Origin of the sequence: Neolewinella xylanilytica, from assembly GCF_002934605.1 — a bacterium.
In the GTDB taxonomy this organism is placed as follows: domain Bacteria; phylum Bacteroidota; class Bacteroidia; order Chitinophagales; family Saprospiraceae; genus Neolewinella; species Neolewinella xylanilytica.
Genome location: NZ_PTJC01000005.1, coordinates 1,254,791 through 1,278,524 on the forward strand (window position 1 = coordinate 1,254,791; position 23,734 = coordinate 1,278,524).

Below are 23,734 nucleotides of genomic sequence, written 5' to 3' on the forward strand. Positions count from 1 at the left end.
GTTGTCGGGTTGTGCCCGGGGTCCCGGAGCTCCAGCTCCGGGTGTACGAGCTTGTAGTCCCCCGAGCTGGAGCTCGGGGACCCTTGCGTGCTACATCCCCGAGCTGGAGCTCGGGGACCCCCCCGCCACCCAATTCCACAATAATCCCCAGGAAACTTGGCGCGGTACCTCCGGATAGATTATCCTTGAGTCAAATTTCGATCATGCGACCTTCCTACTTCTCCTTTCTATGCATCGCCCTGCTGCTGACGCTGTCGTCCTGCGGAACGAGCAGCTCCCCCGATAACGCTGAAGTCGCCGCCAATACGGTCAGCGAAACCGCCACCGACCAATTCGGCGGCATCGCCCTCTACACCCTCCGCGACACCATGGGCAAGGACCCCCGGGCGGTACTGCAGGCGGTGGCCGACCTGGGCTACGAGTACATCGAGGCGGCCGGCTATAGCGACGGCAAGTACTACGGTATGGAGCCCGCCGCCTTCAAGGCCATGCTCGACGAGGTCGGCCTGAAGCCCATGAGCAGCCACCAGAGCAGCATGACCCGCGAGAACGCCAAAAAGGAGATCGCCGACGCCAAGGCCGCCGGCTTCGAGTATATCGTGATTCCCGTTCCCCCCGAAGGACTGTTCAAATTCGACCCCGCGACCCGCAAACTGGGCATGAGTGGTACGGTGGCCGACGCTTCCGACATCATCAACGCCATTGCAGCGGAAGCTTCCGCCCAGGGCATGAAGGCACTTTATCACAACCACGATTTCGAGTTCGTGGAGAACGAGGAGGGCATCGTCCCCATCGACTACTTCATCGAAAACTCCGACCCGGAGGACCTGAACTTTCAAATGGACCTCTACTGGGTCACCAAGGCGGGCGCCGACCCCGTCGAATACTTCGAGCGCTACCCCGGCCGCTTCAAGGCCTGGCACGTTAAGGACATCGACGACCAGGGCCGCTTCGCCCCCGTCGGTACCGGCAGTATCGACTTCGCCCGCATCCTGGCCGCGAAGGAGCAGTCGGGCATGGAATTCTACCTCGTGGAGCAGGACGCCACCTTTAACGAGACGCCGATGGAGGCGATCGAGATCAGCCATCGGGCGCTGGGGGAGATTGGTTTCGAGTAGGCCGCGCTTTTCAGACTGGGCGATATTCACGAGGCTATTGTCGCTGCCGGGACGTACGATCCGAGCAAACTGCTGGACATCTTGTTCCTCTTTCTTTTGTCCCCGGGACCAAACAACCGGGTTCCCTCCCCAGCTATCGTAGCAGGGGAGGAAACCCGGTGCGCACCAATGTCCAGCGGTTGGGTAGCCGATACCACCTGATCGTTTTGCCGCCGTGGTGCTGATCCCTCAATTTGCTGCGGAGTTGCCGGAAAGCAGGTTTCCGAATAAATTGTTGCGCAATCGATTGTTCGGCAGTATTTTTACTGTTGTTCGCTACCGGGGCAATAGTTTTGTTTGTCACGGTCCGGATGGTTTTTCACCTAACTCATTACTCGCCGAGCGGCCGATCGAGCTTCTCCGCAACCTTCAATTAGTCCTTCATGCTAACACATTTACGCAACTGCCTTACGGCGGCTTTCCTTGTCATTGCCTGTACGGCCCCATCCCTGGCGCAGAATGGGCTGCGGGAATGGGCCGGGCCAAAGCAGGTTTACATCGGCAACATCATCAGCAACGCCCTGCTCGATAACCCCGGCGGTTACGAGGGCGGACGCGCCCTTACCAATCTGCGGGCCGAATACAACGTAGTGACCCTGGAGAACGCCATGAAGATGAATGCCGTGCTTCCCGCCAGCCAACCGGCCAACATTCATGCGCTATCCGTCACCCAACTGCGCAATACCCTGCGCACCGGCCAGGTCGACCGCTTCCTCACCGATCCGAATTTCAGTGGATTCCGGAAGCGGGGGCACGCCATGATCTGGTACAGCCAGGCCCCGACGTGGCTCGACAACAACGCCCCAAACTGGACGGCACAGCAAGTTTTTGATTTTTCACGGAAGTACATCCTGGCGCTCGGCCAGGTCTGCGGTAATGCCATCGACGAATGGGACGTTCTCAACGAGGCAATCTCCGATGAGAGTACGGCACGCTGGCGGACGGGCACCTGGTACCGGCAGGCGGGCAGCGGGGGTACCACGACCTACGGGCCGGCCACGTACGAGAATTATTTTCGCATGTTGTTCGTGTGGGCCCGCGAGGCCCAGCCCAACGCCCGGCTGTTCTACAATGATTACGCGATCGAAACCTTCAATGCCAGCGAGACCTCGAAGAACGGCTTCCTGCGGAGCCGCTTCAAACAGCTGAAGAACTGCGGTGCGCCGATCGACGGCATCGGCTTTCAGAGCCACTTCATTGCCGCCCAAATGATTACTGCCCAGGGAGCGGTCAACACCGGATTCATTAACGCCGTGCAGGCCAGTATGGAAGACCTGGACCAGGCCGGGCTCGAGGTCGCCATCACGGAACTCGACATCCGGATCTGCAACGGCGATCGCTCCGAAGCCTCCCAGGAACCCGCTTACTACGAATTCGTACGCATGGCCTACGCCCAGCCCAACTGTCGGGAAGTACTGCTCTGGGGGCAGCACGACGAAGTGAGCTGGATCACCTTGTCCACTACCGGCTCCTTCGGGCCGTGCCGCGATCCGCTGATCTTCGACAATAGCTTCTACGGAGCCAAGGAAGCCTACCGTGGCGTACGGGGAGCAATCCAGTCGCAGCCCAACCGCTCTTCCTACGGGTATCCGCCCCTCAATCCCGGTGCCGGACCAGCGGGCAACTGCAACGGAAGCCCGGGCGGGGGCACCCCCGCCATCAATACGGTGAGTGCCGGCGACGATGCCGTCCGGGATGCCGACAACGCCCTCACAGTGAATTATACCGCCACCGGCAACCAGGACATCGTGGTCTATTTCCAACTCGACAGCGACCCGTATACCGTCTACCGGGAAGTGCGGCAGGCCGTCACCGCTGGCACGCGTACCACCCTGCTACAGGTAAACGTGCCGGCCAACGTGCCAATAGCCGATAATGCCTATCAGTACCAGGTGCTACTGGCCCCCCGCGGCGGCGGCTTCGACAATCGACTGGCCAACCGGGCCGTGACCGACGTAGACGTAGTGGCTACCGGCATCGGCAACCTGGACGGTCAGGTATTTCTCCTGCGGAATGTGGCCACCGGTCGCTATCTCGATTCCGATGGTACCCCCGTCATCTGCGGAACCGGAAGCGTGGGCAGCGATAAGCAGTGGCGGCTGGTGCGCACGGAAGGCGACTACTACAACATCGACAACGTTTTCCCGGACCGCGGCATCCTAGACACCGACCCCAACGGCGTACTCTTCTGTGGCAGCGATATTGCCCCGAACGACAGCGACGACAAGGAGTGGCTGGCCGTCAGTCTCGGCGGTAACCGCTTCCGGTTCAACTCCCGCATTAGCGATCGGGGGAACCTATATAACCTTCCGGACGACTCCGCCGGGTACGCCGATGCGACGGATGCCCGGGCGCAGTGGGAGCTCCTGCCCGTGAGCGCCGCCCAGGCCGCCGCCCCGGCCCCAGCCGGCAATCGGTCACCAACCGCCGCTGCCTACCTCACCGACCTGACGCTTTATCCCAATCCCACCAGTAGCGAACTGTGGATGGCCGGACTACCGGACGGCCGCTACACCCTAAGCGTCCTGGATGCCACCGGACGGCAGTTGCTTCGGCGGGTAGAGTCGGTCACCGGCGGGCAAAGTCACCTCGACGTGACTACCCTTCCGGCCGGGCTTTATCTGTTGCATGTCCGCGGTGACTCCAACCGCCAGGTTTCCCGCCGATTCCGCAAGGATTAGTTCCTATTTCTCGTTCATCTACAGCCCCCCGGTACTTGCCGGGGGGCTTTTCCTTTTACCACCCGGAAGGGGGCGCCGGTTCCGAATGGGAATGGGGTAGTAAGCAACGAACGGTCGCAGTTGGCTATCTTCCCGCGCTCCGGCGCAAAAAAAACCATGCCACTACCGCCCGAAACACACGACGTCACCATCGTAGGCGCCGGCCTCGCCGGTATCGGCACCGCCTACTGGCTGCAAAAAAAGTGCCCCCAGAAAAGCTTCACCATCCTGGAAGCCCGCGACAACATGGGCGGCACCTGGGACCTCTTCCGCTACCCGGGCATCCGCTCCGATTCCGACATGTTCACCTTCGGCTACCGCTTCCAGCCGTGGCAGGAGCCGAAGTCGCTGAGCTCCGGCGCGCAGATTCTGGACTATCTACGGGATACGGCCGGGCAACACGGAATTGACGACAAGATCCGCTACGGCCACCGGGTGACGGCGGCGGACTGGAAGGGCGACAAAGCGGAATGGACGCTGACGATCGACCGGGAAGGCGAGGAAATTCAGTTGCGCACCCGCTTTCTCTACCTCTGCACCGGCTACTACAGCTACGAAGAGGCCCACCGCCCGCAATTCCCCGGCGAGGAAAGCTTTGCCGGGCGGATCGTCCATCCCCAGTTCTGGCCGGATGACCTCGACTATACGGACCAACGCGTCGTGGTGGTTGGCAGCGGGGCCACCGCCGTCACCCTCGTGCCCGCCCTCGCAGAGCGCGCCGCCCACGTGACCATGCTGCAGCGGTCACCGACCCACATCATGACGCTGCCGAACCGCAGCGCGCTCTACGTGGGCCTGAAAAAAGTGCTGCCGCAGCGGTGGGCGTACCGGCTGACGCGCTGGGTCAATCTCGGCGGCGGGATGCTGCTCTATGGACTGTCGCGAGCCTTCCCGAAGCGGATCGCGGATTTCATCCGGAAGGGGGTGGCCCGGCAGGTCGGTCCGGAGATCGATGTGGACCAACACTTCCGCCCGAGCTACGACCCCTGGGACCAGCGGCTCTGCCTGGTGCCCGACGGCGATCTCTTCCGCGCGCTAAGGGAAAAGCAGGCTAGGGTGCTGACGGACGCCATCGACCGCTTTACCAACCGCGGGCTGCTACTGGCCTCCGGGAAGGAAGTACCGGCCGACCTGGTCGTGCTGGCCACGGGCCTAAAAGTAAACCTGCTCGGCGGCGCGGCAATCAGCTTGAACGGCCGGCGCGTCCGCAGCGCCGACATCATGCTATACAAAGGGATGCTTCCCAGCGGGCTGCCGAACGTGGCCATCGCCTTCGGCTACACCAATGCTTCCTGGACCCTGAAGACCGACCTCACCGCCAACTACGTCTGCAAACTGCTGAACTACCTGGATCGCAAGGGCTACGCTACCGTCGTGCCGAAGCGGGAAACCGACGTGGCGGAGGAACCCTTTCTCGACTTCAGCGCCGGCTACATCAAACGGGCGGCGGACGTAATGCCCAAGCAGGGATCGCGCCGGCCGTGGCGGGTGTACCAGAATTACGCCATGGACGCCCTGATCACCCGCTTCGGCCGCATCGACGACGGGGTACTGGAATTGGGGCGCCGGAGCGCCGGAACAACGCCGGCCAACGAACCGGACGCCGGCCCCGTCTAACGCGCCATATCCCCGTCAATACCATGAAGTACCTGCTCTTGCTGCTGCCCCTACTCCTCTTCGGCTGCGATCTCCGCGACCCGTCCCAGGGACCGGTAACCACGGAAATCCGGAAGGGTAGCCGCTGGACCCTGCGGACCGGCAGCTCCCCGGAGGAGGTGTACGCCCAGTTGCAGGCGCTGGGGCGGGAGAAGGCTCTCGATCGGGTGGGAGTGGTGGGCCGGATGCCCGCGGCCCGTCCGGCGGAACTGAAGAGCGACCTGGCGCTGTACGATTTCCTCACCCTGGAGACGTCCACCGGCCGCACCGAGCGGGTCGTCTTCCGCCTGGGGGAAGCGGCGGTCGTGGCGATCGAAGCGGGGGGTGCCCTGCCGGATTCGGTGGGGCGGTGGCCGGCGGAAAACTCCATCTTCGTGGGCGACCCGCTGGAGGTGCTGCCGGAGAAACTGCGGTTGATCTACCAGCAGCCGGAATACGCCGGTTACGTGCTGTCGTTGCCAGACAAGCCGCTCCGCCGCGCGTACGATCCCGGGATGGCGGAATTTTCGGAATGGGCCTTCACTTTCGAAGAGGGGGCGGCCGAGTTTACGGATCGCTTTTCCGTTCGCTTGTACTTCGAGGGGACCGGGCTGGAGACGATCCGGGTCACCCACCAGCGCTTCGAGACGGTGAACTAGGGAAGAATGCCGAAAAGGCGCATGCATTTATCGACGGGGCCATACTAGACCGGCGATTTGCGTTCGTTAGCGCTGGCAGCCAACTGTACTGAACCATGCAATGCATTTCCAAGTCTATCCGCACCTTCATCGGCGCGCGCGACTACGGTGAATCCCGGCGGTTTTATGCCCGTCTGGGGTTCGAAGAGGTCATCATCGACCGCAAGATGAGCTACTTCAAGGTGCGGGGTAGCCTCGGTTTTTACCTGCAGGACTACTACGAAAAGAGCTGGGTGGAAAACACCATGCTGCTATTGGAGGTCGAGAACTTCGACAACTGCTACCGCGAACTGATGGCGCTGGACCTGCCGAAAGACTACCCCGGGGTACGCTTTTCGGAAGTGAGGCGGGAGGATTGGGGCCGCGAGCTGCACATGCACGACCCGGCGGGGGTGCTGTGGCACTTCGCGGAGTTCCGCACCAATTGACGGACCGGCCCTAGCGGGTTTTTTTCTACCTTGATTGGTATGAAAATGACCTGCCTCACGTTCGCCGCGCTGCTGCTGTCCCCCTTCCTGTCGGCCCAGGAAGCACCTACTATACCGGCCATCGGGATCGTCCAGGATTCCCTCGAAAACGACGCCGTCATCACCGCGGCCGGCTACGGCTACCTGACGGCGAGCACCCAGTTGCTACTCTCCCCGCGGAACGTCTCGGAGGCGGAATTTCAGGCCCTGCTTCCGGGCATCCGGGCGCTGGAAGTACCCCTGTACGCTACGAATCTTTTCCTTCCCGGCGAGCTGAAGGTGGTCGGTCCGGACGTGGACGAGGCCGCCGTAATCGGCTACGTAGACACGGTATTGCGGCGAGCGCAGGAGGCGGGGCTAACCCTGATCACCTGGGGAAGCTGCGGGTCCCGGTCCTTGCCCGACGGCTTCAGTAGGATCGAGGCTGCCGCCCAGTTCGTGTACATGGGCAAGCGGGTTGCGGAGGTAGCCGAGCGCTACGACATGATCCTCGCCTTGGAAAACCTCAATACTACCGAGTGTAACTTCATTACCACCCTGCGGGAGGCACTGGAGGTCGTCCGGGCCGTCGACCACCCGAATTTTCGCCTCTGCGTAGACATCTACCACATGCTGATGAACGGGGAGCCGGCGTCGGATATTCGTGGGGTAGGCCCCTATGCCGTGTACAGCGAGATCGCCGAGCGGGAGCATCGGGCACCACCGGGCGTTGCGGGGGATGACTTTACCCCCTACCTGCGGGCGCTGAAAGCCGAAGGCTATACCGGAAATATCCACATCGAGGCACGGTGGGGCGAAGTCGGCGAGCAGGGGAAGCCGGCTTACGAGGAGATGATGCGGCAGGTACGGGAGGCGTACGAATGATGCGGTGGCTTTTCGGACCGACCCATCGTTGACGTGCGGAAAAAAAGATCCCGGACGCTGACTACTTCAGCGTCCGGGATGGTAATTCGGTTGCGGCAAGGTTTTCGACACCTACCGCAGGGCCGCATACAACCGCTCGGCGACTTCCTGCGAACTGGCCGGGTTCTGGCCGGTGATCAGGTTGCCGTCGGTTTGCGCGTGGACGCTCCAGTCGGCCGCTTTGGAGTACTGACCGCCGTGGCCCTTCAGCATATCCTCCACCAGGAAGGGCACGACCTCCGTGAGGCCGACCGCTGCTTCTTCACTGTTGGTGAAACCGGAGACCTTCTTACCCTTCACCAGCGGCTCGCCCGCGGCATTTTTCACGTTTTTCAGTGCCGCCGGGGCGTGGCAGACGAAGGCGATGGGTTTTTGCTGGGCGTTAAACTGCTCGATGAGCGCGATGGAGGTTTTGTCTTCCGACAGGTCCCACAGCGGGCCGTGGCCGCCGGGGTAGAAGACCGCGTCGAAATCGTCGGCGGAAACCTCACTCAGCTTCTTCGTGGTGGCGATCACCCGTTGGGCTTGGTCGTCTTGTTTAAAGCGCTTGGTATCCTCGGTCTGGGCATCTTCCGTGTCGCTGCTGGGATCGATGGGGGCCTGTCCCCCCTTCGGGGTAGCTACGGTGATCTGCGCCCCCTTATCGAGTAGGGTATAGTAGGGCGCAGCAAATTCCTCGATCCAGAAACCGGTCTTTTTGCCGGTGTCGCCCAACTTGTCGTGGGAGGTCAGTACGAATAGAATGTTCATAATAGATTTTTTTACGGTTTGGTATTGGTGGCCGGGGACATTCCGTGCCGATCAGTAGGCCATCTTGACGATCTGTTCGGCGTCGGAGGGAGTAAGGCTGCGGTGTTCGCCGAGGCCTTTCCAGCCGCGTTCGGTGAAGCGACGGGCGACCTCCTCGCCGGTACCCTCGTAGTCGTCGGTGTAGTCCGATAACTTGGTATCGATACCGAGCTGGTGGAAGAAGTCTTCCGTGCGGACAATGGCCGCGCGGGCCCGTTCCTCCGTAGATCCTTCGGTGATGTTCCAGACCCGCTCGCCGTACTGGGCCAGCTTCTCGCGCTTGGCTTCGAAATTATACGTGTAATGACTCGGCGCGACGATGGCCAGGGTGCGCGCGTGGTCGATGCCGTAGAGCGCGGTGAGCTCGTGGCCCATGGCGTGGACGGCCCAGTCGGTGGGTACGCCCTTCGAAATAAGGCCGTTAAGGGCCATCGTGCAGCTCCACATGAAATTCGATGCGGCGGTGTAATCGGTGGGGTCTTCCAGCACCTTTGGAGCTACCTCGATGAGGGTCTGGAGGATGCTTTCCGCCAGCCGGTCCTGCAGCAGGGCGCCGGTGGGGTAGGTCATGTACTGCTCGAGCACGTGGGTGAAGGCATCCGTGATCCCGTTGGCCAGTTGCCGTTGCGGAATGGAGTGGATGACCTCGGGGTCGAGAATGGAGAAGACGGGAAACAACCCCGGCCCGCCCATGGCGAGTTTCTCCTTGGTTTCGGCGCGGGTGATGACGGAACCCGAGTTCATTTCCGAGCCCGTGGCCGGCAGGGTCAGGACGGTAGCGAAGGGCAGCCCTTCCTTGACGGAGATGTTATCGGTGAGGATCTTCCAGGGGTCGTCGCCGGTGTAGCGGGCGGCGGCGGAGAGAAACTTCGCGCCGTCAATCACCGATCCGCCGCCGACGGCGAGGATGTACGTGATGTCCAGCTCCCTTATGACCTTTAGCGCCTCCATGAGTTTGGCGTATTCCGGGTTAGCGGGGATACCCCCGAACTCGACGACCTTCCGGTCGCCCAGGGTGGCGGTCACCTGCTCGTAAATGCCGTTGCGCTTGATGCTGCCGCCGCCGTAGAGGAGTAGGATGTTGGCATCCCGGGGGAGTTCCTTGTCGAGACTGGCGATCTGTCCTTTGCCGAACAGGATCTTGGTGGGGTTCTGATATTGAAAGTTATTCATGTCCTTATTTTTTTACGTTGACGACCATCTTGCCGGTGTTCTTCCCGTCGAAGAGGTCGAGAAAGGCCTGGGGAATGGTGTCGAATCCTTCCCGGACGGTTTCCTTATGGGTGATTTTGCCCTCCTGCAGCCACTGCGCGAGTTGCCGGACGCCGTCGGGGAACTTGTCGGCGTAGTTCGATACGATGAAGCCCTGCATCAGGGCGCTGTTCTTCACCAGGAAGGGACGTACGCTGACACTTCTGGGCAGTTCCTTGCTGTTGTAGACCGCGATGGCCCCGCAGTTGATGGTGCGGGAAAATTTGTTGATGTGGAACAGCACGGCGTCGGAGATGTCGCCGCCGACGTTGTCGAAGTACACGTCGACCCCGTCGGGACAGGCGGCGCCGATGGCCGCGGACATATCCTCGGTCGTGTTATAGTTGATACCGGCGTCGAAGCCAAATTCGGAGGTCAGCATATCGACCTTTTCGTCGGTGCCGGCGATGCCGACTACCCGTAGACCGAGAATCTTGCCGATCTGGCCGACCACGCTGCCTACGGCCCCGGCGGCACCGGATACGACGAGGGTTTCACCGGACTTGGGTTTGCCGATTTCGGTGAGTCCGAGGTAGGCGGTTAGGCCAGTCATGCCCAGCACGCCCAGGTAAGCGGACAGCGGGGCTTTACCGGGGTCTACTTGCTGTAGGCCCTTGGCTTTGGCGACCTGCCGTTCCTTCCACTCCAACGAACCGGAAACGTAGTCCCCCTTTTGGAAGCGATCACTTTTCGATTCGATCACTTCGGCGATGATGCCGGAAGAAATAGGTTTCCCCACTTCGAACGGAGGGACGTAGGAGGGGGCGTCGCTCATCCGTCCCCGTAGGTACGGATCGACGGAAACGTAGACGCTCCGCAGGAGCACCTCTCCGTCGCCGGGGGTGCCGATTTCCGTGGTGGTCAGGTCAAAATTTGCCAGCGTCGGCTTACCCGAGGGACGGCTCTTCAGGAGGATGGTTTGGTTGTCAGGCATGATGGATATGTTTAGCTTTTTATACTGTCCCAGGCCATCCGGTAGACTTCGTCGATCCGGGGCTGGGTGATGTCGTAGAGGTCGCGCTGCTGCATGTGGAGCAGGAAAGCGATGGGGTAGATGCTGAAGGCGTAAAGCTGGTAGGGCGATACCGGACGGATCAGGCCCTCCGCCTGGCCCCTTTCCCAGATTTCGAGCAGCGGGCGGAGGTGGCGGAGGCCTTCCTGCCGACTGGCCTCGTCGATCATCGGGGTATTGTCGCACTGGGAAAGAAAGACGGCCTTGTCCCGCTCCCGTAGCTTGAAGGCGGCGATGTTGTGCCAGACCGTACGGAAATCGTCCTCGACGGAAGCCGTAGGGGTATAGTCCCGGAAAGCCGACGTACTGAACGCCTCCTTTACTTCCAGGTACACCTGGTTTACCAGGTCCTGCTTACTCTCGAAGTAGCGGTAGATGGTGCCCGCCGCTACGCTCGCCCGCTTAGCGATCAGGGACATCGGGGCGGCGTGGAAGCCGTTGTTATTGACCAGATCGATCGTCGCCGTGATGAGCGATTGTCGTTTGGCTTGTCCTTTTTCCGTAGTGGTCATGGTAGGGTCGGTGTACCATGTAAATGAACGTTCATTCATTTTGTTCGGACACCACCTTCTTCTCGCTTGCTTGAACGGTGACCGACCGTTTGGCGGTTGGTCGACTTTGCGAGGAAAACTGGTGCGGAGTCGGTTTTCACCTGCGCTCCGCCGCCCAAGTTTTAGTTACGCTACCGACTCTTTCTTTCCGTCGCTCCACGACGATTTCTTCGGATCAGCGCGTACAGCATCCAAAAAGCTAGCGTGAGTAGTACGACCCGGGGCAGAAAAGAGAGGATGGTACCATTGTAATACAGCTAGCCCAATACCATGATTGAAGCGGTGTACGACAGGACGACTCCCGTGGTGTTTTCGGGCTTTATAGAGAATATTTTTGCAAAGAAGAACATCAGTAACAAACCGAAAACAGTGCCAAACGCGGAATATATGGCCAGATAGACAAGGCCTGGCATAGAGCCCACCCAATACATTGGTTTCATTCCAGTGGATAGATAACTTACTACTTCATTTAATGCCTGTCCGGAGAACAGGAGGAGGACGTAAAGTAATGCGACCGGTGCCCTATGGGCTGGGTGGATAGCAAAACGGGATGGGCTAGCCATGATGTGAATTAAGAAATGTAAGGTACAGGTGTGATAATTAAACCATCAGGGGTTCCAATTAAATACCATTACATACTGAGCTTTTGCTGATAAAGTCCACGCAGTTTATTCGCCCATTGGAGTTGTGCCCAAAAGAGAAGCGTGAGCACCAAAGCAATAGCTACAAGGTAAAGCGGGGGACTTTTGCTGGAGAAGAAAGCCAATATGACGATCGATGAACTGTATGCCATTACCATCGCCTTGATATTTGTCTGCTTCACCCGGAAAACAGTGGAAAGGGCCATCATCAGCGGAAATCCTATCCATGTTCCGAATAGCGTATATAACACTATTGTTGATCTTCCGTGAGAGCTGTCTATCCACATTAGACTTCGTGTTTCACCTAGTATATATGTAGAGATGTCTAGTGCTTCCAGACCGAACTAAGCTGCACCTTGACTTGCCTTCGCGGCGCTGCACTGCCCGAATGAAAACCTTACGTAGCTATGCGACCTTACGGGTAGGGCCCCGTAAGGTTTAGCATGCGCGGCTTTCATTCGGTTGTTCAGCACCACGCTGGCGGCCTCAAGCTATTGCTTAGTTCAATCCTAAAGCACTAAGAGGACTAACCCAGGGAAAAGTAGAAGAAGGTATACTGACCAGATAAATAATCAATGCGTTATCCGGCTGCGCATTTTAGGTGTATATCTTTGATAACAGGATTCAAGGTGGATGGAACGGTTGGCTCCGGCAAGCTTACTTTAATTCAGTCAACACCGTTAGCGGTCCCTCTTTAGAAAACAGCTTCGCGGCGGCGTCACGTACGGTTTGCGAAGTTTTATGCCGCCAGGTCACCACCAACCCCACGTTTCCGCCACCCAACGTAAGTTTACCGCTTCCACACCGTTGTACCCCGTACATTCACTCGTCCCGTCGATCGTATGAAACGCTTTTTACTACCGTTCTGCCTGTTGTTGTTTGGCTTACGTCTTGCCGCCCAGGACGCCGCGGCCACCGACCACGTGCTGTGGTACGATGAGCCAGCCGGATACTTCGAGGAAAGCCTCGTACTGGGGAACGGTCGGGTGGGGGCCACGGTCTTCGGCGGGATAGCGACGGATACGATCTTCCTGAATGACATCACGCTCTGGTCCGGCGAACCGGTGGATACCGCCATCGATGAGGACGCGCACGAAGTGCTGCCCGCCATCCGCGACGCCCTGGCACGCGACGACTACGAAGCCGCCGATTCGCTCAACGTCGCCCTGCAGGGACCGTACTCCGAATCCTACGCCCCGCTGGGCACGATGCGGCTCCACTTCGACGGTCAAGCCAATCCTACCAACTATTACCGCGAGCTCGACATCGCCACCGCCACCGCCCGCGTGCGTTACCGGGCCGGTGGAACGACCTACGAGCGGGAGTATTTCGTCAGCCACCCGGATCAAGTGTTTGTGATCCGCCTGACGGCCGACCGGTCCGGTGCCCTCAACACCACCCTGGACTTCAAAAGCCTGCTGCGCTACGACTTCGCCCGTGGAAACCGGCAGCTGAACGTGCACGGCTACGCCCCCTACAGCGCAGAGCCCAGCTACGTCGACGTGCCCGATCCCGTGCGCTTCGATCCCGACCGGGGCACCCGCTTTTCCTCGCTCTTCCGGGTGAGCCAGACTGACGGGCAGGTCAGCGTGACCGACAGTACGCTCACCATCCGCAACGCCAGCGAGGCAGTGCTGCTGGTGTCCATCGCCACCAGTTTCAACGGTTTTGACAAGAATCCGGCAACGGACGGGCTCGACAACCGCGCGATCGCCGCGGAGAACCTCAACCGGGCATCCGGCTATTCCTACGACGAGCTTCGGGAACGCCACGAGACCGACTACCGGGGTTTCTACGACCGGGTACAACTCGACCTGGGCAGCACCGATGCGCCCCGGCTGCCCACCGACGAACGGCTGCAACGCTACGCTACCGGTGCGGAGGATACCCAGTTGGAAGAGTTGTACTTCAATTTCGGCCGCTACCTGCTCATCTCGAGCAGCCGCACCCCGAATGTGCCGGCCAACCTGCAGGGACTCTGGAACCCCTACCTACGTCCGCCCTGGAGTAGCAATTACACCACCAACATCAACGTGGAGGAGAACTACTGGCTGGCGGGTCCGGCCAACCTTTCCGAACTGCACGAACCGTTGCTGGGTTGGATCGAAAACCTGGCACAAACCGGCGGGGCCAGTGCGCGCAATTATTACAACAGCCGCGGCTGGTCCGTAGCCCACAACTCCGATATCTGGGCCATGAGCAACCCGGTGGGGGAGAAGTCGGGCGGCGTCAACTGGGCCAACTGGAACATGGGCGGCACCTGGCTGGCGACCCACCTCTGGGAGCACTACCTCTATACCCTGGACACCGCTTACCTGCGGGAGGAAGCCTACCCGCTGATGAAGGGGGCCGTGCAGTTCTGCATGGACTGGGTGGTGCGCGACTACCAGGGGCACTGGGTCACATCGCCGTCTACCTCCCCGGAGGCGAAGTACGTGACCAAGTCGGGTTACGTCGGCTCCACCATGTACGGCGGCACGGCCGATCTGGCCATGATGAAGGAACTCTTCGATGATTTTATCGGCGCCTCGCTGACCCTGGGCATTCAGGATTCTTTCCTACAGGAAGTGTACAACGTCAAAGCGGAACTGCATCCCTACCGCCTGGGCCGGAAGGGAAACATCCGCGAATGGTTCTACGACTGGAACGACGAAGATCCCCGCCACCGGCACCAGACCCACCTTTTCGGAGTGCATCCCGGCCACCACATCGCTCCTGACCTGACGCCCCAGTTGGCACAGGCGGCCCGGGTTTCCCTGGATCTGAAGGGCAACGAGAGTACCGGATGGTCCAAGGGCTGGCGCATCAACCTCTGGGCCAGGCTGTGGGACGGCGACCGCGCCTACCAACTGTACCGATCCCTTCTGAAATACGTCCCTCCTAAGGGGAACGTACACGGCGGTACCTACCCGAACCTCCTCGACGCCCACCCGCCCTTCCAGATCGACGGCAACTTCGGCGGAGCGGCGGGCGTCATCGAGATGTTGGTGCAGTCGACCGAAGACCATATTCGGTTCACCCCCGCACTCCCCAAAGCCTGGTCCCGCGGCAGCATCAGCGGCGTGCGTACCCGCGGCGGGTTCGAGGTTTCCCTGGAATGGTCGGAAAACCGGCTGCGGCGAACCACCATCAAGGCCCTGAAGGACGCCCGGACGATCGTCATCCACGGCGACCGGGAACTGCCGTTACGGCTGAATGCGGGGGAGGAGCGGGTGATGAACTGGTAGGGCGAAATAGAGGGATACGATCAGGGCAGTTCGGCCCGGTGCTGCCAGAACACATTCGAAATGCCCCGCGCCAGGAGAGCCCCCAGTACCGCCGAAACGATCAACGCGAGCCAGAAACCGGGGTGCTCGGTGGAAGGTTGATAGTCGAGCAGGTATACGCCCAGCATCAATAGGGCCGGAAGGAGGATAAGCGCGGCGCCTATGTACAGACGCCGCAGCGTCGCATTCCGAAAGAAGGTGTCGCGCACCCGCCAGTCGAACAGGGCGGCGACAAAGCCGGCGACCAGGATCAGAAAAACGAATAGCAGGGTGATCAGGATCGGGTGGCGGTATGCGTAAACCCCCGTACCCGCTGCCAGCCAGGTCCGGTTCGGACTTACGTACACCAAGGTATCACTAGCCGGGGCGAATTTGCGTTGAAGGAGCGACCACAGTTCGGTGCCGGGCTGATCGTAGCCCAGGGCCCAGATCCCGACGCCGCCTAACCCTTCCTCCAGTACCCAGTCGTACTTCACGTTCAGGGTAAGGCTGTCGTCGCACCAGATGGTTTCCAGTAGCGGGTCGGTACCTTCGGGCCCGCCCCCTACACTGCTTCGGTCAAGCTTCACCGACCATCGCGTAGGATCGTAGGCGGTGTTGTCCAACCCGCGGAGGCGCGCGCGTACCGATCCGTAGGTGACGTGATCGAAATAGGTGGTGTCGCTTCCATCCGCCGCTTTGGCCCGCGTCCACTTTCCGCCGTAGTAGGGGAGTCCCACGACCAACTTTTTCCGGTCCACTCCCTCGTCCAGGTAGGCGTAGACGACCTCCTCGATGCTACCGTAGCCGGTCCGTTGGGCGCGCGGCGCATACAGAGGCGCGATGGGACCCGGCAGATCGCGGCCGGTGACGAAATCGTAGGCGGTAAGGATGAAAAAGTCAACGTGTGGTTGCAGGTCGTCCAGTCGGAATATAGGGCGCTGGCTCCGGTTGCGATTCATCTTCGGTAGCACGACCGATAGTTCTGCGGCGGCATTCGCGGTCCGTAGGCGCTCGCTCAACGCGACGATAAAGGCGGTGAAGTGGTCTTCAAAACCCTCGGGGATCAGTTCGAAGTCCACGTTGATGCCGTCCGCCCCCATCGCCATCACCCGGCCGACGATGTCCCCGATCAGCCGGTCCTGGAGGTCCAGGTCGGCTAAAAAGATCCGGTTGTTACGCGTTCCGAAGCTGGTCAGGGTGAGCTGGACCCGCGTTCCCCGCGCGTGGGCGCGATCGACCAGGTCGAAGTCGTCGGCTTCCCACCCCCGGACGACGTCAGGATTGGTATACAGAGCCCCGTTCTCTTCTACATCGATGTCGTAAGCAAACAGTCCCACGTGACTCAACAACTCGTAACGGTATTGCTGGTAGGCCGTGGCCATCCAATGGGGGTGCCATCCGAAAACGCGGATGTCCTTGGCCAGGACGACGGTGTCTCCCGCAGCATAAGCTACCGGCCGGTAATCTGCGTAGCGCAGTTGGTCCGGCGTCAGGAGCATGGAATCGCTTAGCCGCCGGTAGCGGGCGTGCTGTTCCCGGTGGACCAAATTGTACACGTAGCCGTAGCGCTCGGCCGGTTGGAGGTCCGGTCGGTCCGTATTGAAGGTGCCGGTGCTCGAATCCGCGGATGATTGGACGAACAGCTGCAGGAAGCGATCGATACGCGACGGCTCTTCCTGTCCCGTAACACTGGCAAGGGACGCGATCAGGAACAAGGTGAGGAGCAAGCGGGTGAAGCGCATAGGGCGATGACGTTCAGGGGTGGACCGACACCCACCGGATGCCCCGTCCCTCGGTTTGGTAAATGGCTACGACGAGAAGTTGCAGGGGATAGGTATTGCTCTCGTGGCGGTTCTCCAGGCGTAAAGTCAGGCGCAGATCGCCCTCCCCCGTTAGCCCCCTTAGCGCTTCGCCATCCAGCACCCCGAAGGGGTATCCGCCGTCGGAGGAGGTAATTTTCCGCTGGGAACTATCTTCCACCAGTTGGTAGGTGATCCGGTACCGGTCTGCCATCCCTCCCGGCGACCGCACCGCGGGTAAGACCACCGGGTGGCCGGAGGCAAAGGCCGCCAGCGGTGCGCTCACGCCGGGTTGGCTCCAGGCGGGTGGTATCTCCCCGGCCAGTGCCGCGTAGGCCGCCAGCAATTCCGGTCCGGCGCCGATCCAGTACGCCACCGCCAACAGGGAATCCCGGTTTTCGGGTGTTTCCTCCCGGATTTGCTTCGGTATCCGCACCGGGATCCGGACGCGGTGGCTACCCAGGGGATTGCGCAATCCCACCACCGTTTCGGTCTTATCGGCTGCCTGAAAAAGGAGGGTGTCTTCCACCAACCAGTCCGGGCGGGCATCGAACTCGTGGAGGCGAGAAAAATCGTAGGAGCCAGGACATGCCTGTCGCGAGAGGGTGTCCAGGCGCAGGGTCGGTACCGGGCCGAGGAGCGCAGCTTCCCGGAGGGTGTAAAGGATGGTCGAATCTTGCCGGAGGGCGGCGACGCGCAGGAGCGAAGACCGTTCGTTACCGACGGTGTCCAATTCCACCCGATTGACCAGGCTATCTATTGCCACCCGGTTGCTGCGGGGCGGCGGATCGTACCGTTGGTAAGGCCGGGGTTTTCGCACCACGGAAACGGTAGCGAACTGCTTTACCGGAAATACCAGGAACCTCCGCTGGGCCTGCATGGATAAGGCGAAGTATGCCGGCACCCCGGTCAAGACCTGCGTGAACTGCAAGGGAGCGGCGTCCTCCGCGGCCGCCAAAATCTCCCCCTCCCCCCGCAACAGCATCCGCCGCAGGGGGCGTTTGCCTACCGTCGAAACGGTAATTTCGACGGTATCGCCGGGGCGTGCGGGACTATCGGTAGCGCGGTTTCCGGTCCACTTTTTGCGCGGTGGGGTGAAGCGGATATCAGGGTCCGCGTCGTCGGACGGCGAAAAGGTGAAGCTCAGTGCGCTACAGCGGTCTTTCCTCCAGCCGGCAAGCAAAGGAATACGGGGAAGACCGAGAAACTCCCTACAGCTGCGCGAACTGATGCGCACGGGCGCGGTGGGCCCCAGCTCGACCGGTCGTTCCTGATACGTTCGTACCCGACGGGTAGCGGCGAAAGTGGTGACTTTACGGGCGGTACTATCCGTCCAAATCAGACAGGTGTCCGACCCGGAGGCAATAAGCGCGGGCCCCTGCGCGAGGAGGAGGTGTACGGGCAAAAGCGTCACCAATCCTACCGGTACCCAGGTCAGTGAAAGTCGCTGGAATAAATCGCCCATCATGCCGCTGGACCTTGCATTAGGATCGCCCATTAAACCAATATACTATTAATCACCCGAAATTGCGTGTATAAACTTATAAACTATTACCTTCTACCGCCGCTAGTTGCCGGCTCGTCACCTTATCGGGAAAGAATCGAGTATGAACACGAAAGCACCGGTGGATTCCAAGCTGGAACTTGCCCTGGATTTACCGCCCCAGTCGATCGATGTACCCCGGACGCAGAGTATTCAGGATTTAATCCGGCAACTTGGGGGCCCACGCCGTTTCGTACTGCTGCGGGGCTCGGGCAGTGTCGGTACTCGCTACTTTATTTTCCGGCAGTTCATTCCATACCTCCAGGATGCGGGTCCGGAATGGCGGACGGTGACGCTGGTGCCCCGGCAGGACCCCATCGGCAGTCTGGCGGAGGCCCTGGCGGAACCGGGTGTGCTACGGGCCAGAAAAGTATTTGAGCCCGCCTACGCCCGGGAAATCGAGCGGGAGCTACGGGCTTCGTACGACGGGCTTATCCGCCTGTACCGAAAAGCTAGGCAGCGGGATGGCAAGGCGTTTAAGTTGCTGGTCGTTGCCGATCAACTCGAGGAACTGTTTAGCTACCGGGAGCTGTCGGAACGCTGGCGGCAGCTCTTTCCACACCGCCAGCTTCCCGTGCGAGCCGGTGACGACGCTCTCTTCTTCGGGCTCCTGATGAACGCCCTACGGAGCGATCTCCCGATTTACGTCCTCTTCGGCAGCAATTCCGATCACGTTATCCGGCTCAACAATTATCCCGGCTGGGCGGAGATGATCACTACCCTTACCCAGCGGCTGCCCCCCCTCTATCCCCACGAGATCCGTTCGGCTTACGAACGAGCGTCCGCGGGGGAAATGCCCGCCGTGCTGGTGCGACAAATCAGCGAGGACTTCGCCGCAGCCCAGGGAAAGTTATCCAATCCGATCGCCCGGGTGAATATATCCCTCTACCTTCTGTGTCACTTTGGCGGGCAGTGGCTGAAACAGCAGCCGACGGACGAGCCGCTTACCCGCACCGCGTTTCACCGAGCATTACAACAGGAATACCAGCGCTTCCGGGGGCTGACGGGCTGCGCCGACCGCTTGTTCGAGCAGACCTACCGGGCGCTGTCGCCCGCCGATCAACTAGTGGCGAGGCGGTTATTCCAGTCGGTCACTACGAAGGATAGCCGGCCGGAGCGCGTCCTGACATCCTACCCGGATACGTTCGGGGAATGTCTGGAAAAATGCTTTCGCACCGGCGCGGAATACGCGGATACCCTGGCACTCTTCCCCCAGGCAGCAGCAGCGGAATCCGTGCCGACGGAGCTGAACGCGACGCAAAAAAGGAAACTTTTGCTGACGGTCATCGAGGCATTTTCGTTTCCGGGAACTTCCTTGCCGGCCGTGATTTTACCGGTTGGCAAGTACGGTGTAGTCGAATCGATGACGGACATCGACGACGCCACAATTCTGGATCTCGACCCGGGCTTGTTACTGACCGACTGGAAGCGGCTGCGAAGCTGGATCAACCGCGAAAGCGACGGGGCCACCCTCTACCGGTCGCTGATCGACGAAGCACGGTCGAGTACCGACCCCAAGGGGGAGGATGATGCGGATACACCGACCGCCAAAGCCCTCGCGCCCCACCAAAACGAGGTATTCGGCTTATGGGCAACGCTCAAAACCGTCAGGTTTTCGTTGCTGACCCTGCCGAAGGAGCCCGGTGCCATTGCTTCCCGGCACTATACCATGATCACGAGCCGCACCGAACTGGCCGGGCGATTTTTACACGAATGGTTACCCAACGAGGCCTGGACGCGGCGATACACCCCGCTTGCTGATCCCGTGGCGAAGGATGAAGCCGGATCCGTTCCAACGGAAGGCCCCAGCGTGCACCCGGCGGCCAGCCCATTGCAGCGGGTACTACGCCTGATCCGTCGCAGCAAGCAACACCACGATGCGGAAGCCGCGGCGAAAGCAGCCTTTCGCCAGGAAATGGGGCAAAAAGCGAAGTCGTTCCGCAGCCGGCTCATCATTGCCCTGCTAGCGATCGTCGTGGCCGTGATCGCGATGGTTTTCGGTACCATATTTTATCGGATGGAACGGGAAACCCAGAATAACCTGAGATTACTGGACTACGTCGACAATCTGAACAAGGCCAGGCTGATCCCCGCCTCGGTGTACCATAGTTCCGATTATCATGACCTCAAACAGGCGATACAGGACTCCTCCACCATTGCCGATAAGCAGGATGTAACGGCGTATCTCGCGGGAAGAGATGTCCTGCACATGGCGCCCCCGGGGTCCGCACACTACCGCGTATCCACCGCCGGGCTGCTGGCCCTCGACAACTTCGTTGACGGCGGGGACGACGGGGACTTCACCTCGGAGGAAGCCATCGCGACAACCTTCACCGCCTTGACCACCGCCTTCTCCGCCATGACGTCGGGCGGCACGGAAAAAAGCTACCAGTACCCCTTCGTGTATAGTGCCCAGCGGGAAGCCCGAACCGCCCTGCTGGCCCTGCGGGATGCCGATAACGTACAACAAAGATTTTCTTCGGCGATCCGCCAGGTAGTCTCCAATCCTACGGTCGAGGACCAGTTTGTGGTGGGAGATGCCAGCGGTAACCTGTGGTTTTACGACCAAACCTCCTTCGCGCCTTCCGATACGATAGAAGTTGGCAGCGAAATTTCCGCCCTCCGCTACGTCAACCGGGGCCGGGAATTGCTGGTGGGAACGTACGGTGGGAGCCTTTTTCGCTACGGCGTACCTCCCGATCGGGACCCTGGTCCGCCGACTTATCTACTCGGCACCTCGACGGTTCGGGGAGCCATATTATCGTTGGACCCCGTAGCCGACCGGGATGATCTCCTGGTAGCCCGTAGCGATCAGGCCTTTCTGTTGCTCCGGCAGGACGCAACGGGGCAATACCGGGAAATTAGACGGGTAGATTTGGCAGGCCGCATTAAATCCGTAGCGGCGGTGGCCGCCGCCGCCGATGGCCGGGTCTTCCTGTTGGGTGGCGCGGACGCTACGGCCATCGTCGAGCTGGACGCTGAATCGTTGCGACTGCGCATACGTTCCGTAGTGCACCATCCCGCCGTATCGGTTTCCGCACTGGCCCTTTCGGCCCCCACCACCGGCAACGAACAACGGGTAGCCATCGGCACCGAGATGGGAGACATTTGGCTTAGCACCCTCGGGGATATCGTGCGCCTGGGCGACGACCCGGAAAGGGCTACCGAAATCCTGGCCCAGATCAATCGGACGGAAGCATTTCAGGAAGCTAAGATCACCGGTCTGGTCTTCAATGACACCTACCGCGAAGGAAACCGGCAACTGATCTCCTCCAGCCTGGACGGGACCGTCTGGCTGTTCAATCTGGATCTGCTGCCACCTTGGGAAGACTACGTTCTTCAAAAGCACGATGGTTTCCCCAATTACGACCATATTGCCATCGAAACCGACGGGCACAGCATTACCGGGGTTACCCGCGTAAATGCCGATAGAATCGTGGCCGTCGAAAATAACCTGCTCTACAACTGGCCCACGAATATCCGGACATTGCAACGGGACATCGAAAGCCAGCTGGCGAAGCCGGAATGAATACCCGGCTACCGGCTTATTCTTCCAGCAGGTCGATACACGCTCGCAATTTGTTGAACTTGGGTTTCATTTGAACCTTAACAGTCGGGTCAGATAAGCGGCCGACAACCGCTTCCAATCGCTTCAGAGTAGCCAACAAAGCTTCAATTAATTGTCTTTTTTGGCCCATCTCGTAGGTTCCACCCATTTGGCCGGAAATGATACGGTGGTGAAGCTGAGCTAGCCAATCATCCAAATGGAATTTTGCCAGCAAAACTTCATAAAACAGGTAGCCTTCGGTCGTGTTCTTCAAATCGTTTTTAACGAATTGGTCCAGTACGTACAGTTGCTCGTTCATTTTTAGGATATCCCTTATAATATCGCTGGCTGCTGTTCGGACGATTTGCACCCACATCCGCAGAAATGACCTTCGCTGAGGGTCGTCGCCCTCCCTGATCTGCAGGCCTGCTCTCAGTTCGGAAGAAACCGCGCCGGGCACGGTTCTTTGCATATCTGTGGGAAGCTGAATTTGCTTGGTTTCCCGGAGGAAATTCGCGGTATAGTCATCATCCTTATGTCCTTCCGGTGCGGGAGTGGCGTGTAGCGTGGTTGGATCGGTAAAGGTTACGATATCCAGCGGGGCCACTTTTTCGCCCTTGATTTCGGGTTTTCCTTTCTTGTCGGGAGCTCCCCTTCTTATCCGCCTGATGTTGCGGGCCAGGCGGCCGGGAAATTGGTTCTCCCCACCGAAATGTTCGTCCAGCATATCCTGGTCGGTATCGGATAAAAAGCTCAGGTCGGAGATCGTTTCCGGTCCGAGTTTTTCCCGCTGGGCGAAGTCGTTGTAGATTAGGTTAGTAAAGAGCGTTTCGCCGGAAGAATCCATGTGGAAGCGGGTTCGCCCCCGGTCACGGCTGTAATAAAAATCGACGTCCACGATCACCGACCATTCCTGGTTGATCAGCAATTTCCGGTTCCTGCGCAGGTAATCCCACTGCCCGGATTTTTTGAGGACTTTTTCGACGAGCCGCACAACAGCCTGCTGTTCCGCCTCCGGCAACGGCTCCTCCAGTGGCCTCATCGCCCCGGCATCCCGGATTTTTCCGGTGGAATGCAACTCGATCCCGTCTTTACCTACCCGGATCGCCATGCTGAGAATGCCCTTGTTTGCGTCGCGTATACCCCTGCCTTCGAAAGTACGGTCCAGGCTACCGAATAAGGCGGCTTGCGATTCCCGCTCCGCACCATCCAAAGCGAATTTTTTCGGTCGGGTTAATCCGGCCCTGTGCAGGGATCGGTACGACGACTTCCTGCGGCGCCTGGGTTTTTTACTCCGCGCTCGATCCGGAAGCCGGTCCGCTACCTCCGGCCGCGGGGGCGCTTCCGGCGTGGCGTTTTCCGGTGGCGCATCCGATTCTTCCACTTTCCCCTTGTCCAGCCAGGCGACCAGCTCCGCCAGGGTACCGTAGGTCACTTCCCCGAAGGTATACGTATCTGCTTCCGGCGAATACGTGAATACGATAGAACCCGACGGAAGCTGGATGGAATACAACTGCTCCGTAGCGTTTTCACCGACGAAGTCGAACAACAGATCATCCTCCCGAAAGCGGTTGCCTTTCACCCGGATGGGGGCCCGCTGGACGACGCCAGCACCGCCGGAAATGCCGCTCCGCTCCAGCAGGCGGAGCTGGCCGCTCGATTCCGCGGAACGCAAACCGGGACGTTTAGGCCGTCCGCCCTGTCTTCCCGCAGCGGCGGCCTGAGCGTTACGCTGGCGGTCGATTTTCTTTCCTTCCATATGTTGGTTGTTGA

Annotated in this window: 15 protein-coding genes; 8 read left to right on the top strand and 7 right to left on the bottom strand. The window is 60.0% G+C overall.

Annotated features, from left to right (window positions below; all coding sequences use genetic code 11):
* Window positions 1-203: 203 nt before the first annotated feature.
* From CLV84_RS04960 to CLV84_RS04985, 6 genes are all read left to right on the top strand, one after another.
* Window positions 204-1,118 (top strand): sugar phosphate isomerase/epimerase family protein, encoded by a 915-nt coding sequence (locus CLV84_RS04960; protein ID WP_104418620.1) that lies wholly within the window; start codon window positions 204-206, stop codon window positions 1,116-1,118.
* Window positions 1,119-1,540: 422 nt separating this feature from the next.
* Window positions 1,541-3,838, top strand: coding sequence for an endo-1,4-beta-xylanase (locus tag CLV84_RS04965; RefSeq protein ID WP_104418621.1), 2,298 nt, complete (start codon window positions 1,541-1,543; stop codon window positions 3,836-3,838).
* 156 nt (window positions 3,839-3,994) lie between these two features.
* The gene (locus tag CLV84_RS04970) at window positions 3,995-5,494 is read left to right on the top strand and encodes a flavin-containing monooxygenase (RefSeq protein WP_104418622.1); all 1,500 of its coding nucleotides are present in this window, start codon (window positions 3,995-3,997) and stop codon (window positions 5,492-5,494) included.
* Window positions 5,495-5,517: 23 nt separating this feature from the next.
* Window positions 5,518-6,171 carry a hypothetical protein gene (locus CLV84_RS04975; protein WP_104418623.1) on the top strand — a complete coding sequence of 218 codons (654 nt, stop codon included), beginning with the start codon at window positions 5,518-5,520 and terminating at the stop codon, window positions 6,169-6,171.
* Window positions 6,172-6,266: 95 nt separating this feature from the next.
* Window positions 6,267-6,638: a VOC family protein gene (locus CLV84_RS04980; protein ID WP_104418624.1), complete on the top strand. Its 372-nt coding sequence runs from the start codon at window positions 6,267-6,269 to the stop codon at window positions 6,636-6,638.
* 39 nt (window positions 6,639-6,677) lie between these two features.
* Window positions 6,678-7,541 (top strand): sugar phosphate isomerase/epimerase family protein, encoded by an 864-nt coding sequence (locus CLV84_RS04985; RefSeq protein ID WP_104418625.1) that lies wholly within the window; start codon window positions 6,678-6,680, stop codon window positions 7,539-7,541.
* Between the two features lie 111 nt (window positions 7,542-7,652).
* On the opposite strand, the gene CLV84_RS04990 is transcribed toward CLV84_RS04985, so the two are convergent.
* Genes CLV84_RS04990 through CLV84_RS05005 form a run of 4 tightly spaced genes read right to left on the bottom strand, consistent with a single transcriptional unit; the run spans window position 7,653 to window position 11,144 of the window.
* Window positions 7,653-8,330 (bottom strand): type 1 glutamine amidotransferase domain-containing protein, encoded by a 678-nt coding sequence (locus tag CLV84_RS04990; protein ID WP_104418626.1) that lies wholly within the window; start codon window positions 8,328-8,330, stop codon window positions 7,653-7,655.
* Between the two features lie 51 nt (window positions 8,331-8,381).
* Window positions 8,382-9,542 carry an iron-containing alcohol dehydrogenase gene (locus CLV84_RS04995; protein ID WP_104418627.1) on the bottom strand — a complete coding sequence of 387 codons (1,161 nt, stop codon included), beginning with the start codon at window positions 9,540-9,542 and terminating at the stop codon, window positions 8,382-8,384.
* A gap of 4 nt (window positions 9,543-9,546) precedes the next feature.
* Entirely contained in the window at window positions 9,547-10,554 is a 1,008-nt protein-coding gene (locus tag CLV84_RS05000; protein WP_104418628.1) for an NADP-dependent oxidoreductase, read from the bottom strand.
* An 11-nt stretch (window positions 10,555-10,565) separates the two neighbouring features.
* Window positions 10,566-11,144 (bottom strand): TetR/AcrR family transcriptional regulator, encoded by a 579-nt coding sequence (locus CLV84_RS05005; protein WP_104418629.1) that lies wholly within the window; start codon window positions 11,142-11,144, stop codon window positions 10,566-10,568.
* A gap of 1,522 nt (window positions 11,145-12,666) precedes the next feature.
* On the opposite strand from CLV84_RS05005, the gene CLV84_RS05020 reads away from it, so the two are divergent.
* Window positions 12,667-15,051 (top strand): glycoside hydrolase family 95 protein, encoded by a 2,385-nt coding sequence (locus CLV84_RS05020; protein ID WP_104418632.1) that lies wholly within the window; start codon window positions 12,667-12,669, stop codon window positions 15,049-15,051.
* Between the two features lie 20 nt (window positions 15,052-15,071).
* On the opposite strand, the gene CLV84_RS05025 is transcribed toward CLV84_RS05020, so the two are convergent.
* Both CLV84_RS05025 and CLV84_RS05030 read right to left on the bottom strand, forming a co-directional pair.
* Window positions 15,072-16,814 carry a glycosyl hydrolase family 18 protein gene (locus CLV84_RS05025; RefSeq protein ID WP_104418633.1) on the bottom strand — a complete coding sequence of 581 codons (1,743 nt, stop codon included), beginning with the start codon at window positions 16,812-16,814 and terminating at the stop codon, window positions 15,072-15,074.
* Window positions 16,815-16,827: 13 nt separating this feature from the next.
* Window positions 16,828-18,369 (bottom strand): hypothetical protein, encoded by a 1,542-nt coding sequence (locus CLV84_RS05030; protein WP_104418634.1) that lies wholly within the window; start codon window positions 18,367-18,369, stop codon window positions 16,828-16,830.
* A 109-nt stretch (window positions 18,370-18,478) separates the two neighbouring features.
* Between CLV84_RS05030 and CLV84_RS05035 the strand changes: the two genes are divergently transcribed.
* Window positions 18,479-21,943, top strand: coding sequence for an nSTAND1 domain-containing NTPase (locus tag CLV84_RS05035; RefSeq protein ID WP_104418635.1), 3,465 nt, complete (start codon window positions 18,479-18,481; stop codon window positions 21,941-21,943).
* A 16-nt stretch (window positions 21,944-21,959) separates the two neighbouring features.
* Here CLV84_RS05035 and CLV84_RS21740 read toward each other — a convergent pair whose 3' ends face one another.
* Window positions 21,960-23,720, bottom strand: coding sequence for a hypothetical protein (locus CLV84_RS21740; protein WP_104418636.1), 1,761 nt, complete (start codon window positions 23,718-23,720; stop codon window positions 21,960-21,962).
* Between the last annotated feature and the right edge of the window lie 14 nt (window positions 23,721-23,734).